The 17520-nt window shown below is 32.4% G+C and carries 17 protein-coding genes and 1 pseudogene; 7 read left to right on the top strand and 11 right to left on the bottom strand.

The window, feature by feature from the left end; all coding sequences use genetic code 11:
• Positions 1-83: 83 nt before the first annotated feature.
• The 3 genes from HMPREF3131_RS10640 (at position 84) to pbp4 (ending at position 3558) form a co-directional block, all read left to right on the top strand.
• The gene (locus HMPREF3131_RS10640; RefSeq protein WP_070436805.1) at positions 84-962 is read left to right on the top strand and encodes a ribokinase; all 879 of its coding nucleotides are present in this window, start codon (positions 84-86) and stop codon (positions 960-962) included.
• Positions 963-1101: 139 nt separating this feature from the next.
• Entirely contained in the window at positions 1102-2241 is a 1140-nt protein-coding gene (locus HMPREF3131_RS10635) for a polysaccharide deacetylase family protein (protein ID WP_070436802.1), read from the top strand.
• Positions 2242-2406: 165 nt separating this feature from the next.
• A complete protein-coding gene (gene pbp4 / locus HMPREF3131_RS10630; RefSeq protein ID WP_049379394.1) occupies positions 2407-3558 on the top strand; it encodes a penicillin-binding protein PBP4 in 1152 nt (383 codons plus the stop codon).
• A 94-nt stretch (positions 3559-3652) separates the two neighbouring features.
• Here the strand turns inward: pbp4 and HMPREF3131_RS10625 are convergent, their stop codons facing one another.
• Positions 3653-4237 carry a TetR/AcrR family transcriptional regulator gene (locus HMPREF3131_RS10625; protein WP_048761900.1) on the bottom strand — a complete coding sequence of 195 codons (585 nt, stop codon included), beginning with the start codon at positions 4235-4237 and terminating at the stop codon, positions 3653-3655.
• A gap of 196 nt (positions 4238-4433) precedes the next feature.
• Between HMPREF3131_RS10625 and HMPREF3131_RS10620 the strand changes: the two genes are divergently transcribed.
• Positions 4434-6209 carry an oleate hydratase gene (locus HMPREF3131_RS10620; RefSeq protein WP_049379395.1) on the top strand — a complete coding sequence of 592 codons (1776 nt, stop codon included), beginning with the start codon at positions 4434-4436 and terminating at the stop codon, positions 6207-6209.
• 60 nt (positions 6210-6269) lie between these two features.
• On the opposite strand, the pseudogene HMPREF3131_RS11390 reads toward HMPREF3131_RS10620, so the two are convergent.
• The 7 genes and pseudogenes from HMPREF3131_RS11390 to HMPREF3131_RS10585 all read right to left on the bottom strand — a co-directional run.
• A pseudogene (locus tag HMPREF3131_RS11390) lies at positions 6270-6894 on the bottom strand (ATP-binding cassette domain-containing protein); the annotation flags it as partial.
• Positions 6895-6965: 71 nt separating this feature from the next.
• Positions 6966-7751: an arylamine N-acetyltransferase gene (locus HMPREF3131_RS10610; protein ID WP_061544110.1), complete on the bottom strand. Its 786-nt coding sequence runs from the start codon at positions 7749-7751 to the stop codon at positions 6966-6968.
• A gap of 79 nt (positions 7752-7830) precedes the next feature.
• The gene (locus tag HMPREF3131_RS10605; protein ID WP_048678948.1) at positions 7831-8466 is read right to left on the bottom strand and encodes an ABC-2 transporter permease; all 636 of its coding nucleotides are present in this window, start codon (positions 8464-8466) and stop codon (positions 7831-7833) included.
• Positions 8466-9311 carry an ABC transporter ATP-binding protein gene (locus HMPREF3131_RS10600; RefSeq protein ID WP_002449350.1) on the bottom strand — a complete coding sequence of 282 codons (846 nt, stop codon included), beginning with the start codon at positions 9309-9311 and terminating at the stop codon, positions 8466-8468. The genes HMPREF3131_RS10605 and HMPREF3131_RS10600 overlap by 1 nt, the downstream gene beginning before the upstream one ends.
• A 30-nt stretch (positions 9312-9341) precedes the next feature.
• Positions 9342-10064, bottom strand: a complete 723-nt coding sequence (locus HMPREF3131_RS10595; protein WP_070436800.1) for a DUF3169 family protein — start codon at positions 10062-10064, stop codon at positions 9342-9344.
• Positions 10061-10264 (bottom strand): helix-turn-helix transcriptional regulator, encoded by a 204-nt coding sequence (locus HMPREF3131_RS10590; RefSeq protein ID WP_070436798.1) that lies wholly within the window; start codon positions 10262-10264, stop codon positions 10061-10063. The genes HMPREF3131_RS10595 and HMPREF3131_RS10590 overlap by 4 nt, the downstream gene beginning before the upstream one ends.
• Before the next feature lie 126 nt (positions 10265-10390).
• A complete protein-coding gene (locus tag HMPREF3131_RS10585) occupies positions 10391-10873 on the bottom strand; it encodes an RrF2 family transcriptional regulator (RefSeq protein ID WP_070436796.1) in 483 nt (160 codons plus the stop codon).
• A gap of 135 nt (positions 10874-11008) precedes the next feature.
• On the opposite strand from HMPREF3131_RS10585, the gene HMPREF3131_RS11600 reads away from it, so the two are divergent.
• The 3 genes from HMPREF3131_RS11600 (at position 11009) to HMPREF3131_RS10575 (ending at position 13329) form a co-directional block, all read left to right on the top strand.
• Complete coding sequence (locus HMPREF3131_RS11600; protein WP_256262204.1) at positions 11009-11248, top strand: EamA family transporter; 240 nt, start codon at positions 11009-11011, stop codon at positions 11246-11248.
• Entirely contained in the window at positions 11248-11922 is a 675-nt protein-coding gene (locus tag HMPREF3131_RS10580) for a DMT family transporter (protein ID WP_256262203.1), read from the top strand. Before HMPREF3131_RS11600 ends, HMPREF3131_RS10580 begins: the two co-directional genes overlap by 1 nt.
• 237 nt (positions 11923-12159) lie before the next feature.
• Entirely contained in the window at positions 12160-13329 is a 1170-nt protein-coding gene (locus HMPREF3131_RS10575; protein ID WP_070436794.1) for an MFS transporter, read from the top strand.
• A 47-nt stretch (positions 13330-13376) separates the two neighbouring features.
• On the opposite strand, the gene HMPREF3131_RS10570 is transcribed toward HMPREF3131_RS10575, so the two are convergent.
• The 3 genes from HMPREF3131_RS10570 to HMPREF3131_RS10560 form a co-directional block, all read right to left on the bottom strand.
• Positions 13377-13937, bottom strand: a complete 561-nt coding sequence (locus HMPREF3131_RS10570; RefSeq protein ID WP_070436792.1) for a hypothetical protein — start codon at positions 13935-13937, stop codon at positions 13377-13379.
• A 61-nt stretch (positions 13938-13998) separates the two neighbouring features.
• Positions 13999-15540 carry a bifunctional metallophosphatase/5'-nucleotidase gene (locus HMPREF3131_RS10565; protein ID WP_070436791.1) on the bottom strand — a complete coding sequence of 514 codons (1542 nt, stop codon included), beginning with the start codon at positions 15538-15540 and terminating at the stop codon, positions 13999-14001.
• Positions 15541-15640: 100 nt separating this feature from the next.
• The gene (locus HMPREF3131_RS10560) at positions 15641-17278 is read right to left on the bottom strand and encodes a motility-associated ABC transporter substrate-binding family protein (protein ID WP_019834755.1); all 1638 of its coding nucleotides are present in this window, start codon (positions 17276-17278) and stop codon (positions 15641-15643) included.
• Between the last annotated feature and the right edge of the window lie 242 nt (positions 17279-17520).

Below are 17520 nucleotides of genomic sequence, written 5' to 3'. Positions count from 1 at the left end.
TTGAATGTGTTATCTCACTCTTTTTTATTATTTATGCTAATTTAGATATGATATGGATGAGAAAGAAAAAGGAGAGGGTTAGTATGAAACGTATTTATGTTGTGGGAAGTATGTCGATGGATTTGGTTGTGTCGACTGACCAAGTGCCAAGTAAAGGTGAAACCGTATTAGGAAATACATTTTTCACTACACCAGGTGGTAAAGGCGCGAATCAAGCAGTGGCAGCAGCAAGGTTAGGTGACCATGTTCACATGGTAGGGTGTATTGGCGATGATACGTTAGGTAAACAAATTCTTGAAAATCTAAAGCATAATTATGTAAATGTTGAATATGTAAAAAAAGTAGAAGGACCTTCAGGTACTGCTCACATTACCCTAGCTGATAATGACAATAGTATTATTGTTGTCCCTTCAGCAAATCATAAAGTGACAGTTTCTTTGGTAGACTCAGCTTTGTCAAAAGCAAATAAAGGAGATATTGTGTTACTTCAACAAGAGATTCCAGCTGACGTTGTCGCTCACGCTGTTCATTATTGCTATGAACATGAACTCACTTCTATTTTAAATCCAGCTCCATATAGAGACATTTCAGATGATATATTGGAACAAGTGACATACTTAACACCAAATGAAACTGAAAGTGAAAATATGTTTGAAGGAGACATTGAACAAGCTTTAGAACGTTATCCTGATAAACTGATTGTGACACAAGGTGCATTGGGCGCTGTATTTTACGATGGTATAGAACAAGTTGAAATTCAAGGTATTGAACGAGAAGTAAAAGATACAACAGGGGCAGGGGATACATTTAATGGTGCGCTTGCAGTCGGATTACAAAAAGACTATTCACTTGCTAAAGCTATTGCATTTGCTAATGTCGCCGCTAGTCATTCAGTTACAGCACTTGGCGCACAAGGTGGTATGCCCACAATAAATGATATAACTCAAGATTTAGATATGTAGGTTTTGTATATAAACGTGTTAAGTCTATTTTAAAATAAGCGTATTCAAAAGTTGAAACACATCTATTATAAATAATATAAAATTATTATATAATGTTGGAAGGTATTATAATATTTCTATAAATTAAAGGAGTAACTATATGACTAAGACATATTTACTTAGCACGCTTATTGTTTTAATATCTATAGTTTTATGTGCATGTCAATTTTCAACATTGTCATCATCAAAGAAAGACACTAACAAAGATAAAGAAAACATTGCAAATATGTATACGAAAAAAAGTACTCAGAATAAAAAAGATTGGCAAGTGTATCAAGGTGATATTGCACATGTATTTTATCATCCAGTGATTACTGAACCTAAAGTCGCTTTTACACAAGAGAAGAATCAAGCTAAGGGTAATTTTGATTGGATGATTACAGCTGATGAGTTTAAGCGTTCATTAAATGAACTTTATAAACACCATTACATATTAATAAATCCACATGAGGCTTATGATTTAAAAGGGAAGACAGTTACTAGAAAAGAATTAAAATTACCTAAGGGTAAGAAACCATTAATTTTATCCATTGATGATATGAATTATTATGAGTACATGAGAGGTCATGGATATGCAGATCGTTTAGTGCTAGATCAGAAACAACACGTCGTTTCTGAAACTAAAGATAAAAATGGTAAGGTAACAACAAGTGAAACAAATGATATTGTACCTATATTGAATCAATTCGTGAAAGACCATCCTGACTTTTCACTCAATGGTCAAAAAGGCGTCGTTGCGCTAACAGGATATAATGGCGTGTTAGGTTATCGAACAAATGAGTTAAATAATAAAGATTACCCAAAACGTAAAAAAGAGGCTGAAAAAGTAGTCAAAGCAATGAAACGAGATGGTTGGACATTTGCAAGTCATTCATGGGGACATATCGATTTTGCAAATAGCTCATATCATCAAATTGTTCGTGACACGAAACGTTGGAAAAAAGAAGTAGAGCCAATTATAGGAAAAACAGATTTATTTATATATCCACACGGTGCTCAAGATAGAGGTTCTAAAGCATATCAATATCTTGTTCATGATGAAGGATTTAAATTTTTAGCAGGTGTAGGACCAAATAATTTTACAGATATCGTCAATGATAGTGTCTATCAAGATCGTGTTGCGATTGATGGGTTAAATTTATATGATTTTAAATATAAATTAAAGCCATTTTTAGATCCGAGTAAGGTGTATAGTGAGAAAGATCGTCAATATTTTAAAGGAGATAAATCCTATCAATAGTATGCTATAAACAAAAGAGTTGGACAAACTTCGTAAGACCATTTGTTCAACTCTTCTTTATTTTATAATTAAAGGATATATATTAGATACTTAGTTGTAATTCGCCTATAAAGTTGTTATAAAATATATTATACAATATTATAAAAATAAAAAGTAGGTAATATAATGTTTTTGAAAGTAACACAAAGTATTGGAATACTTAGTTTATTTACATTATTAGGAACTTCAATCTCTCATGCAGCAGAAACACCTGTTGATATTACAAATAAAGAAAGTAATGTCGCAGTAAGTTCAAATTATGAACCTGATGGTGTAACGCTTACGACACAACAAGGCCAAATATTATATAATTTCCAAGGAAATAAAGAAGCGGATCCTGCTTCTTTGTCTAAAATGATGACCATCTATTTAACATTAGAAGCAGTTCATCAAGGAAAACTTAAGTTAGACGATAAAGTTAAAATCACGAGCGCATATGATCAATTATCTAAAAAGCCAAATTTAACGTCTGTCCCTTTAAATCAAGGTCAAATATATACTATTAAAGATTTATTAGTACAGGCAGCCTTACCTTCAAGCAATTCAGCTGCGATGATTTTAGGAGAACAAGTGAGTGGCAATACGTCAACGTTCACAGACAAAATGAATGCGCAAGCTAAGGCTTTTCATATGAAGCATACATATTTTGTGAACCCAGCAGGTGCTGCTAATGATTTACTTGGACAACAAGCACCAAAGAAATATAAACAGGATATTTATCCTAAAAGTACGGCAGAAGATATTGCGATATTATCTCATCACTTAATCGCCAAACATCCAAAAATTTTAAACATAACGCAACTTAGTCAAGATACTCAAAAAGGTTATACTTTTAACAATACTAATTTATCAATTAAACATAAGCCACTTTACTTAAAAGGTACAGATGGATTGAAAACGGGTACGAGTGATAAAGGATATAATATTGCTTTAACTAATCAACAGAATTACCTTCGACTCAATGAAGTGGTTATGAATGTGGCACCGTATATGGATAATAATGCCAAATACAATCGTAATCGAATAGGGAATGCGATTTTTAAACATTATCGTAAAGAATATGAATACAAAAAAGTGTTATCTAAAGGAGAACATAAGATTGACGGTAAGACATATAAAGTAGATAAAAATTTATATGATACCGTTCCTAAAGATAATAAAAAATGGGATATACGAATCAATAAAGATGGAAAAGCCTATGTGCACTATAAACGTGATTTCTTACCAGAAACGACGTATCCGCGAGTAAATGCTAAAAAAGTATGGAAATGGTTCTAAATAAAAGCGGGATACACTTTAACGTACTATTAAATGTGAGATTAATATCAAACAATTTAATAAGTCAGTACGATATTTGTTTCCCGCTCTTGTTTTATTTTAATAACTTTAAATGAACTTCTCTCGCTCCACAAATCATGGTAACGATATCTGAAGACACTTCATCAATGGATTGTTGGCCATACTGAATCCAGTTTAGAATAACGCTTAAAATGCCTCCAGTTAGAAATTCTCCATAAATGAACTCATCTATATAAAATTGTCCAATTTGTTTATCAAATTCAATTTGTCGTTTAACCACTGCATAAATTTGATTATATAAAATTTGATAAACTTCACTATAAATATTGATAGAAATGACACTTTTTACCATTGCTTTGTTATCACTAATGAAAAGTAAAATATCTTTCATAAATTTATTGAAAAATTGTCTCGGATCTTTTGGATCAATTTCAGGCAAATGTAACGTTCGAAAATATTCAATTAATGTACCAACAATATGATTAAGTAAATCATACTTATCATTGAAATGACGGTAAAATGTAGAACGACGTACATTTGCTTTTTCGCATAAATCTTGAATGGTGATATTGTCAAAAGATTTCGTTTCAAGCAAATCTGAGAACGTAGTAATGAGTGCTTTTTTTGTTCGTTGTACACGTAAATCTTGATTATTCATGCTGTTCACCTCTTATTTAGGACATTTTATCAAAAATGTCACTTAAGTTACATTTTTGCTTAACTGACTCACAATAATATTTTATAAAATGATTATAATATAAGAGAAGGGTAGATTAATTTCTAAAGCATTTACTTATAGTTTACTACTTTTCATAGATTACTTAAAAATATAAATAAAATGGGAAGTGAATCATATGTACTATAGTAATGGAAATTATGAAGCATTTGCATGTCCGAAAAAACCTGAATATGTTGCACAAAAATCTGCTTATCTTATTGGCTCTGGATTAGCATCTTTAGCTGCTGCATGTTTTTTAATTAGAGATGGGCAAATGGATGGGTCAAACATTCACATTTTAGAAGAATTATCTAAATCTGGTGGAAGTTTGGATGGTACTGAACTTCCAATGAAAGGCTACGTTATGCGTGGTGGTAGAGAAATGGAAAATCATTTTGAGTGTTTATGGGATTTGTTCCGCTCCATCCCATCACTTGAAATTGAAGATGCTTCAGTTTTAGATGAGTTTTATTGGTTAAATAAAGAAGATCCAAACTACTCAAGATGTCGTGTTATTGAAGAAAGGGGTCAACGATTACCTACAGATGGAGACTTTACTTTAACTAAACAAGCCATGAAAGACATACTCCATTTATGTATGATGAAAGAAGAAGATTTAAATGATGTGAAAATTTCAGATGTCTTGTCAGAGGATTTCATGAATTCAAACTTTTGGATTTATTGGAAGACGATGTTCGCTTTTGAACCTTGGCATTCTGCAATGGAAATGCGTCGTTATTTAATGAGATTTGTGCATCACATTGGAGGTTTAGCTGATTTTAGTGCCTTGAAATTTACTAAATACAATCAATATGAATCACTCGTACGCCCTATGATTGCATACTTAACGTCTCATGGTGTGCAATTTGAATACAATGTTCAAGTGCTTGATGTTAAAGTAGATGTGACTACCAAAGACAAAGTTGCTAAAACAATTGAACTAAAACGAAATGGTAATAAAGAAACAATTCAACTCACACCCGATGATCTTGTATTTATTACGAATGGTAGTATCACAGAAAGTTCAACTTATGGCGATAATCACACACCCGCGCCTCCTACAAAAGACATTGGCGGAAGTTGGAATTTATGGCGGAACTTAGCTAAACAAAGCCCTGAGTTTGGCAATCCCGAAAAATTCTATAAAGATTTGCCAGATAAAAGTTGGTTCGTCTCAGCAACGGTAACGACAAATAACAAGACGGTCATTGAAGCTATCGAACGTTTATGTAAACGGGATCCATTAGCTGGAAAAACAGTTACAGGTGGGATTATCACAGTGAACGATTCTAAATGGCAAATGAGTTTTACTGTGAATCGTCAACAACAATTCAAACAACAACCTAAAGATGAAGTGAGTGTATGGGTATACGCTTTATATTCAGATGAGAAGGGCGATTATATCCATAAACCGATTGTTGAATGTAGTGGTCATGAAATATGTCAAGAATGGTTATATCATATGGGATTACCTATTGATCAAATAGAATGCCTCGCAACACAACATTGTAATACGATTCCTGTATATATGCCTTATATTTGTTCATATTTCATGCCAAGAGCGATTGGCGATCGACCACTTGTTGTCCCTCAGCACTCTCGTAACTTAGCCTTCATTGGTAACTTCGCAGAGACAGAAAGAGATACAGTGTTTACTACAGAATATTCTGTAAGAACAGCGATGGAAGCAGTTTATCAATTACTGGACATAGATAGAGGTGTTCCAGAAGTCATGGCGACAGAATTTGATATTCGTGTCTTATTAGATGCGATGTATGAACTTAATGATCGTAAAGACTTGAAAACATTAGCCGAGCAAAATAAAATACAACAAGTTGCATTACACACGTTCTTGAAAAAAATAAAAGGTACGTTTGTAGAAGAACTCTTGACGCAACATAAATTATTATAATAGTGTGTAGGTAAATGTTAACCCCCGCGTGTTTGAGAGCATGCGGGGGTTAAATCATTATTATTCAATATATCGTCTTAAATGTTTTGCTGTAACAGAGTTGTTAATATCTAGGAGTCCTTTAGGTTCTCCAGCATACAATAATTGTCCTCCATGTTTACCAGCAAATGGTCCAATGTCAATAACCCATCTGCTTCTGTCATCATTGTTAAATTATGCTCGATTAAAATGACAGTATTCCCTTCATCAATCAAATGATTAAAGCATTCAATGAGAATAGGTAAATCGTCTTCATGAAGTCCTGTTGTAGGTTCATCAAAAATAATTGTTTTTTCAGTAACGTCTTCTGTAAGATAACGACTTAATTTAACACGTTGTGTTTCCCCACCAGAAAGTGTGTCTAGAGATTGACCTAAAGTCATATAATTTAAACCAGTATTTGAGAGTGCTTGAAGTGGGTGCAGAATATTTGTATGACTTTCAAATTTTTCGATTGCTTCATCTACAGTTAAATCTAAAATATCTGCAATAGAATCTCCGTTTTTTGATTAATACATATAGCATCTTCATTTTGTTCAAAAGCTGTGGTAATAAGTGAGCTTTTTCCTGAACCAGCAACGCCGGTAACTACAGTCATCGCATGTTTAAGAAGTTCAGTTGAAATATTTTTTAAGTTATTTTGTGTTGTCCAATAATTTCGATATCGGACATAGTTTTTAACTCATTATTGTTATTACGCGACAGTAGTAAATTTATTCACTTTTCTAAAGGAAGAATAGCAACGTCAAGATTAAAATAGGTCTTAAAAAAATCTTTATAATTTTCACGTGTGATAGCGAACTGCTCTTTTTTATATCTTTTAGTAAGAGTAAGGTGATTATAAGACATTGTAGCTCGACCGAAATGTTGTGGCTTTGTAATCATGAGTTGCTTTACAAATATAGATTCAGGATGTGAGGTATTGTAGTTAATCATTTCATCAAAATCATGAATATCATGAGAAATAAACTCTGCTTTATAACGTGTTACCCACATTGTTTCTTCCAGTTTTTGAAGAAGATACGTCGCAGGGGTTTCAAAAATGGCACGAAATTGACCTGTCTTTTCAAACACAGTTTGTGTTGCTTCAATTGAAGTTATTGGGAGTGCTTGTAACGGTAAATCGCCAAATCCCACATCAGCAATATAGTAAACGTTGTTAATAAGAACAACTAGTGATAAATGAGATCCTTTAGGACTGTAGTTGCCATTAGGCTGATGAACGGTTGCTGACATTCGAAACACTTTAAAACCTTTAGCTTCTAAGTAGCTACCGAAAAAGTGGTTCATTTCATAGCAAAACCCACCACGATGTTGATATATAAATTTATTAAATAAATGATCTAAATCGACTGAAATCTTTTCTTTATTTTGAACACTAATATTTTCAAAAGGAACGGTTAGCATAAAACGTTCCATGTAATAGTTAAGTGCATCTAAAGTAGGGTGAGGATAACGTTGAGACTCAATATTTAAATAATCTTCAATTGCTTTAATATCCATAATTTTTCCTCCTTAATCGTTATGTACCAAAATATAAAATAGAACAAACGTGTGTTCTTCAATGAACACACGTTTGTTATTATAGTTCTTGTTTCTTAAAAATAGATAGTGATGAAAAATAAGAAATGACAAAAATAATAAAGCCAAGCAATGCATAACTACCAGTTGCTACTAGAACGAGTGGATTTGAAGCAATTTTACTCATTGAACCGGCTTGTACAAGTATTGGCATAATAGCAAAGAACCACATGGATAAAAATAATGCAACAGCAACAACTGCTGTAGTAAGCATAATGACATTTGAATTCTCAGGACCAAATTTAAATGTGAGTGGAAACATTAATGCATACGTACAAGCCATCCCAATACCTATGAATGCTGAAAATAATGTAACCATAATATCTTGAGTCACGATAAGACAAATGATGGCGCCAATCATTAAACCAAGTAAAATGAGTAAACCATAAAAAGCAAAGTATGCTTTTACATAAGTATTTCTATGTGTAGGGAGGGTAGATACATAGTACATCCATTTAGAATCTTTTTCACGTTTTAAGTTATCTGCTACGGGAGATAATAACATGACCATTAGCATGAAACAACACATCATTGGACTAAAAAACGCAAACACAATACTTAATATGAGACCAATAATTAAATAGGTTATGAGAGGTTTTTTAGAAGCATAAAAACTACTAAGTATAAGCCCTTTCATTATTTATCACCTCGCATAATTAATTTTGTAGCATCATCAATACTTTGAAGCGGGCGTGCTTGTTCAAAGTGTTGACGTTGCTTGACTAACGTTTGACGTTGACCATGACGTATTCGTGAAGCAATGATTACCTCTTGAGGTAAGTCTAAAGGGGAAGTTTCATCTGTTTCGATAATGCCATAATCAGTTAGTAATATATGTTTGTCTTCTTGTAAAAGAATATGACCATCGCGCATAAAAATAAGTTTTGTAGCAAGTTGTTCCATATCCTCTGAAATATGAGATGAAAGTAAAATACCATGCCCTTTTGATACATAATCTTCGAGAATTTCTAACACTTCTTCTCGTCCTGAAACATCCATACCAGCTGTTGCTTCATCTAAGATTAATAATTTTGTCTCATGAGAAAGTGCGATGGCTAATGCTGCTTTCATGCGCATCCCTCTAGAAAAAGTAGAAATTTGATTATTTTTAGGTAATTCAAATGATTGAATAAGATTGAAAAATTGATCACTATTCCAATGTTTAAAAATATTTAAAAATACTTTATCAATCTCTGTTATTGTCAATTTATTCGGTACGCGTAAATCATCAAAAACGACACCCACGTGCTCCTTATAATCTTTATCTTTTTCAGAAATAATTTGATTGAAAAAAGAAATCTCTCCTGAATCTTTAAATCGATTACCCACTAATGTGTTAATAAGGGTAGATTTACCTGACCCATTTTTACCAATTAAGCCAATGACCTCTCCTGGATTTAAAGTGAATGAAATATCATTTAATTCGAAATTTGAATTCTTATACGATTTATTAAGTTGTTGTACTTGAAGTAAATGTGTCATCTAATGATCCTTTCTTTATAGAAATGAAAACTATGAATGATAAAATTTATATGTTTTTAATAAATGACTAAATCCATTATAAATAAACAAAATGATTAAAATAAAGATTCCTAACGTTTGAGAATGTCCTGTTTCTAACGAATAAAAACCTAAAAATATTGCGCCAATCATAATTAAAGATAGGTTAATATAGAATGTTTTGAACAAAGAGTTAAAGTAAATATGTCGTTCTCCTTCGTCTAAAATGTTAATTAATTTCTCAGAATAATTTTTTTTCCCTAATTTGGGATAGCGAGAATCAAATTTACGATAAAACAATCCTGTAATTACCGAGGAAATAATCGTTGTCATAAAAGGGAGTAATGCCCAACTACTAGCACTAGAATTTCCATTTCCTAAGACAATGATAAAAAGAGCAATAAAGCTAATTGTTAATTCTAGATAATAAATAAATGAATTTTGCATATATGCTAAATTAGCTTTCTTATCATATGAATCCGCCTCATCTTCATCAATATGTGTTTCGGATAAACGTTTGTAATGAACGGCCTTTTTTTGAATCATAATTAAATACATACTTAAGACTAGGATAAGTGCCACACAGATTAATGAGATTAAAATGACATTTGAATGTGTAGCATAATGATAATTTCCAAAGAAGTGAAAGCTATGGTTGTAGTCAATGAATAAAGCTATACATCCTCCAATCAGTCCGCCAATTAACAAAGTGATTATAAAACGACCTATTTTCATAAATCTTCCTCCTCAATTATAAAGATAGATTCAACAGGTTCATTAAAAATACGAGCTATTTTCATAGCAGTTAAAATAGAAGGTGTAAAGTCATTTCTTTCAATGAGAGATACAGTTTGACGTGAGATGCCTGCTTTTTTAGCAAGTTGCGTTTGATTATAACCTTCTCTCGCTCGTAATTCTTTCAATCGATTTCGCAATCATCATCATCTCCTCACAATTAGTGTATATTATTATAGTCATTTTGACAAATATATTTGTCAAAAAGTGTTCAAAGTAAATTATAGGTGAGACTAACGGTTGTCTGACGTTAGACGCTCGGATGTCTAAAGCGTCTTACTATTTAACACTATCCATTGTGCAATGTCTTCAAGATTATAAAGCTTGATAATATCTTGATATATATCTTCTAAATTTATTTCAGAAAGTGTAGAAATCAATGTATGTTCAATATGATTTAAAGCTATACTGATGTTACATTGTTGTGCTTTGTGTCCTTCTTTTTCTCCTAAAAAGTTGGTAAGTAAATGTTGACTTGAGAAGATATTGCCACGACCTTCAATAGCTAAAAAGACATCGTAAAAAGTAATATCTTTGAGTTTTTTTCTAAGTGTAAATCCTCCATTTTTACCAGTTGTTGAATATACTAAATTTTCTTTTACTAATGCTTTTACTATTTTTTTCAAGTAAGAATCAGAAACTTTAAGTCGCTTGCTTAAAGCGGTAGATGTCATTACTGATTGATGAGGGAGTTGATTTAAAATTAATAAGACATATATGGCTTGTTCCCAACCGGTAGATAATTTCATATATAAGCCTCCTATCAAATCCATTATATAATATTTTTATATTATATTTAAAAAATAAATTAGTTAATATATAATTGTATTTAAAGACAAAATATATCTCAATTATCTTTAATTAAAAATAGGGAGACGACAGCAATGAAAAAACATCTAAATACTTCAATAACATTTTATATGTCTATTCTTTTTACGACTATTTTTATGGGATCATCTTTTCCAACTGGCAAATATTTAATTTCAAATGAACATGTTCCACCTATGCTTCTTGGTGGATGGCGATTTGTTATCGCGGGAAGTATGATGTTAATCCTTACATTTACGAGAAAAGGGCCATTCTACCCACAAGTAAAGGGAATAGTTATAAAGGATTTATATTAGTGTTCGTTATTGGACTTTTACAAACAGCAGGGACGATGGGATTATTAAATTTTGCAATGGCATTTGGCGTGTCTTCTTCTATATCATCTATTCTATTATTTACGAATCCGCTATGGCTGGCCTTTTTAGCCCATTTTATTTTAGATGAAAGGTTAACAAAAATTAAAATTACTTCACTTATACTTGGTGTGTTTGGAGTAGGATTATGTCTCGGATTAGATGAAACATTACTTGGATGGGGAACGCTTTTTGCACTAGCTGGTTCATTATGTTGGTCAATCAATACAATAGTGACAAAAAAGGTAGTGTTTGACAAAGGGCCCTGGGTTTTAACAGGATGGCAACTATTATTCGGTGGTATGTTTATGCTGATAATGAGTCTCGTTTTAAAAGAACATTATACACTTAGTTCGCTTAATCATTGGGGATGGATATGGTTCTTTTGGCTTATTATTCCAGCTTCTGTAAGTTCATTTGGATTATGGTTTTATAGCTTAAGCCAACGAGGGGCAACTACGGCGAGTAGTTTCTTATTTTTAGTACCCCTATTTTCGACACTATTTTCAATTATAGAATTAAGAGAGCCCTTCACGCTTCATTTAATTTTAGGAGGTTTATGCGTTGTTGTGGCATTAATGTTAATTCATCGTCAACCGAGGAAAAATATTTTATAAAATACAATATTCAATACATTGAATATAAATATATATATTAATAGAAATTAGGTTATATAAAACGTTAGTTAAGCCTTTTGAAGTTGTCTTAATTTTAACATAATGAAAAAATATGAAAACTTGTCATTACTATATTTTTGAGAAATAAAAAATTTTAAAAAATCTCTTCACAGAGAATATAATTTTGTGTAGTATATCTTTCATATGATTTTTAGAGAGAAAAAGGAGGAAACAATAATGAAAGATAACAGAATGATGTTCTTCATATTTATGTTAGGTACATTTACAGTTGGAATGGCAGAATATGTTGTTACAGGATTATTAACTCAAATTGCAAGCGATATGAAAGTGCCTATTTCGAGTGCAGGGTTATTAATTAGTGTGTATGCAATTAGTGTTGCATTAATCGGTCCATTAATGCGTGTATTTACTCTAAAAGTGCGCGCACAACGTTTACTCCCAGTATTGGTGGCCATTTTTATTATAAGTAATATAATAGGGATGTTAGCACCGAATTTTCCAATATTACTGTTATCTCGATTATTGTCAGCCTCTATGCACGCGCCTTTCTTTGGCGTATGTATGAGCGTAGCTGCAACTGTTGCGCCTCGAGGTAAACAGCCTCAAGCCATTGCTTTAGTACAAGCGGGCTTAACTATTGCGGTAATGATTGGTGTACCATTCGGTTCATTTTTAGGAGGATTCGCGAACTGGCGTTTTGTCTTCGGCGTGATGATTCTTTTAGCCGTTATTTCAATGATAGGTATGATTAAATTTGTACCAGATATCTCTCTAAGTACAGATGCGAATGTTAAAAAAGAAATGAGTGTGTTTAAAAACCCTCATATTTTAATTGTAATGGCAATTATTGTCTTTGGTTATTCAGGCGTATTCACAACTTATACGTTTATGGAGCCAATGATTCATAAATATGCACCATTTGGAATTGTTGGTTTAACTGTATGTTTATTTATGTTTGGCCTTGGCGGTGTGGTTGGTAACTTGCTTACAGGTAATGTACCAGAACATAAACTTACCCAGTACTTGTTCTATACCTTTGTGTTACTTTTTATAACGATTGTTTTATTTGTAACAGCAGTGCATAGTGCGATTTTAGCAATTATTATTTGTTTCTTATTTGGTTTCGGCACTTTCGGTACAACGCCTCTATTAAATAGTAAAGTGATTTTAAGTGCACATGAGGCACCGTTACTTGCAAGTACACTTGCAGCTTCAGTCTTTAATATTGCAAACTTTTTAGGTGCAATCGTGGGATCAATACTATTATCAATGGGATTCCCATATCTTACGATTACATTTGTATCAGGCGGGATCATTATCTTAGGAATTATAATTAATACAATTAATCATTTTTATGAAAAAAAACATATAACGTTTAATCACTAATAAAAAGCGTTCTAAATTGGACTTTTTCAATTTAGAACGCTTATTTGCTATTCAGGTTTAACTTTTAATGTTGGTTCATACATTTCGTGATTAAAATGATTTTTAGAAAATTGACGTAAATCATTGATGAAATGTAAAATGTTTTTATCTAATTTATCTTTCGTTTTCACAATGATTGTACGGTCGAAATCACTTTTTTCAAAATAATCTCCATAAATACGAGCAGCTATAGAAAATTTAGAGATATAACTTTCAAGTGTTTCATAACAATTTAATAACGCACGAATAGGTGCATTGGCTTCTTCCTCGTGATGGCTCATTGTCCCTAACAACTCTTGGATTTGATGATCTAGTTTGTTAAATAATTGGGTAATATCTTCACAATATTCTAATGTTTGTTGTTTATTATATTTTGCGCCTTTTTCACCTAAGTCAACCTTACATATTTTTGAGGCTTTATAGGCGGTTAGGTCAATCATACTCATGATGTCATTTTTATAATCTTCCTTTTTTTCCGCTTGTTGTTTTGTAAATTGATATTTAATACCTAAAAATGTTCCAATAAGTGCGAAAACACCACCTACGATTGCTGCTAAAAATTCACTCAAGTTTCTCAATCCTTTCAATAGTAGTCAACTATATTTTACACCATAAAATGTAAAGTGAATGTTAAAGAACAACCTTAAAATCGACAACTTGAGGAATACGAGATAAATCGTGGTGCGTCATATAATCAATTAGTACTTGTGCGCCTTCTTCTTGAATATCTTTAACGACTGGCGCTTCTGCAAACATTTTATAATCTCCGCCTCCAACTGCACGATAGTTGTTCACACATATGGTATACGTTTTTGTGTCTTCTAAAGGTGAATCGCCGACTTTAATATCTGAAACACGTTGTCCTATAGGTGCACCAGCATGAATGGTATAAGAGATTCCTCCATACATATCATAATTAAAATGTTGAGGTTTTGGAGATAAAAATGTGTCACTGACTGTGATTTCATTATTGTCACTTACACTAAAATAACTTGCTGATTTTTCTAAAGCAGCTTTAATTCCTTTGCCATTAAGTTCTAAAACTTGGAATGTGTTAGGAAAAGGATAGTTATTAATGATATCTCGCATTGTGACTTGTTGATTAAAGCCTTTAGCTGAATCAAATAGTGCAGTGCTTGCTATATCTGCACCACTTTTTTCTAACAGAATATAATTTATCAGATTAATAAGTGAATGAGGGTGCGTTCGAGCTTCGAATTGATGAGTTACTAGCATTGGTTCTGATAATGTTGTAATGTCCGTATCAAGCCAATCTTCAAGTTCATTTAAAAGTGAATGATCGTTGTTAGATAATGTTAATGAAAGATGAGAGGGCACAGATACAAGAGTGCTCTGTTTATCTGTAATTTGATGTTCATGATCTAAAGTTAATGTCACCTTACCAAATTCTGTACCTCGTGTACCTGGTTGGATAATAGCGGTGTCATTTTTTATCATTGCAATATCACGATGTTGGTGTCCTGTTATAAGCACGTCAATATCTTTATGGAAACGTTCTAGTATGTCAAATCCTTCATTTTCTCCAGTTAATTCTTCAGTAGGTATATCAGTATCAAGACTTCTTTCAAAACCGCCATGATAAGACACAACGACAACATCTGATTTTTTACGAACGTCTGGTAAAATACATTTTAATGTTTCAACTGCACTGTTGAACGTTAATCCTTTAATATTGGCAGGTTGTTCCCAATTTGGAATGAATTGTGTTGTTAATCCAATGACGCCAATAGTTATCTCGCCACGTTTAAAATAACTTACGCCTTGACCAGTCAAAGGTGCGTTATTGTAATCAAAAATATTTGCACACAAGATAGGATGATGAAGATGGTTTAAAGTATTTTGTAAATAAGGTAATCCATAATTAAATTCATGATTACCTAATGTACCAAAGTCAAAATTAAGACAATTATAAATATCCGTAAGAGGTTGACTTGATTGTTCTTCAGTTGCTAGGTAATGGCATAAAGGAGAACCTTGTAAAAAATCACCATTATCAATTTTAAAACTATAGTCATCTTGTTGACGTTCTTGTTCGATAAGTTGATTTACTTTTAATAATCCCATAGGAAGATTTTGGTTTCTTTTTGAAAAGTCAGTGGGAAAAATATAGCCGTGTATATCACTTACGATATAAAAAGAGAGTTGTGTCATAGGTCATTTCCTTTCATAAATAAAGAGATAAAAAAGGGAAGTAGTTTATTGAACGCCACATACCTTTATTATCTCTTATGTGTTGTATTACTATTATAAATTATTGAATTGAACCTGTAGCAAGTGTTTTACTACCTTGTTTTAAACGAATATTCGCACCTGAAATAGATTCAGATGTTTTAGCTGTAAAAGTTAACGTTGCGTTACCTTGGTCGTCAGTGGTTACACTTTGTTCTTGACTATAGCCTACCGTATCATAATTTTGCCCATCTTGAGAAAAACTTGCAAGCTGTCTACCACCATCTTGATAAACACCTAATTTTAAATGATCAATAGTTGTGTTTTTAGCCATGTTTGTTAATTCAACTTGAATATTAAATGGTTGATTTACTGATACATTATCTGGTAAATGGAATTGAATATTATTGCTAGAAATCATTGAATTAGAAGTAGTTGTATCTTGAGAAGACTGTGATGTATTTGTATCCTCTTGTGAATGATTATTTTCAGTCGTATTATCTTCTGTACTATTCGCTTTGTTATTACCATTATGGCTACCATGATTTTTATGATTACTATTTAGTTGTGATGATGTACTGCCATAACTACCTAGTTTAAATGTTGAACGATCATACCATTTATATCCAGAAGGTGGTTGTGACCATGGTTCTTTTTCAGGTTCAGTTGAATATTGTGGTTGTTCAAAATTAAGAAGTGGCGTAGGTTGATCTAACTTAATACCTGTTTCTTTTAAATTCGGTGTATTATCTTGTTTTCCAAACCAAGTTGTAATATTTTTAAGTAATTTACTATTATCTTGTTCTTTAAATCCATCATACGTTTTCTTAGTTCTTCCATTATCTTCACGTACATATTTAGGTGTACTATCTTCGACTAATGATGAATCTCCAATGAAGGCTGCCTTTCCTTTACCTACTTTTGAGATAGCAACATAAGGACCCTCTGCTATACCACCGCCATTGTAAATACCTTGATCGACTGCATGAGACCAACGTTGTTTTTGAGATAAGTGTTCTGGTAAGAAAATGATACCTTTTGCTTTTGTAGGATCTGTAATTACAAGAGTTGAACCAGCATGCATTGATACAGAATGTACACCTTCAGTAATACCAAAGCTGTCACTAGATGACACAATATTTTGAGTGTTTAAATCACCTAAAGCGTTGTAACGGAAACGTACGCCGAAGTGTTCAGAAAGCCAATCTGAACTTTTAACATTGCGCATAGCTTTAGAATGTTTTTCCTCATTTGTTAAATCTTTGGTGATATCTTGATATGCACCACGACGATAACCATTCATCACTTCTGAAGAATCGAAACGATTTAAGTTTCTGTCGGCATTATAATGATCAGCGATAAAGATGATATTGCCACCTTTTTCAACAAAATTAAGCATAGCTTGTTGCTCTCTCTTTTTAAAAGGAATATTGGCTTCTGGAAGAACGAGAATATTGATGCCACGTAGTGTATTAGGTGTAATATTAGATTCTCCATCGATTTGTTTCACAGTATAGCCTTGTTGACGCATTGAATCAGCATAATCGGAAAAGCCACCATCAATGACCCAATCAGCAGCTCCTGCCGTTTGGCCGTGTGAAGCGTCAAAAGCGACAGTTTGAGTGGTAGTTTGATTTGGTGCAGCATGACTGATTGGCGTTGCAGATAATGTAATTGCTGAAGCTAAAATAGTACTACTTAATACTTTTATCCATTTCATATTTTTATCTCCCAAATATATTTTTAAATGATTTATAGAAAAAGTATAATAAAAAAATAAGTTGATAATAGATTATTTAGAAAATGTTTAAATAAATTTTACAATTCTTTAACAGTGTAAAACAATTCTATAAAAAATTCACACATAATGAATATTATTTTTGTTAATATTGTGCTACTCTTAGTATTGTCAAATGAAATGCGTTGACAAATTAAACGAATGTATACATAGCGAACGGGGGC

Origin of the sequence: Staphylococcus sp. HMSC14C01, from assembly GCF_001808085.1 — a bacterium.
Taxonomy (GTDB): Bacteria; Bacillota; Bacilli; order Staphylococcales; family Staphylococcaceae; genus Staphylococcus; species Staphylococcus hominis.
Note: the sequence above shows the minus strand (reverse complement) of the source record. Positions and strands in the feature narration are given on the sequence as shown.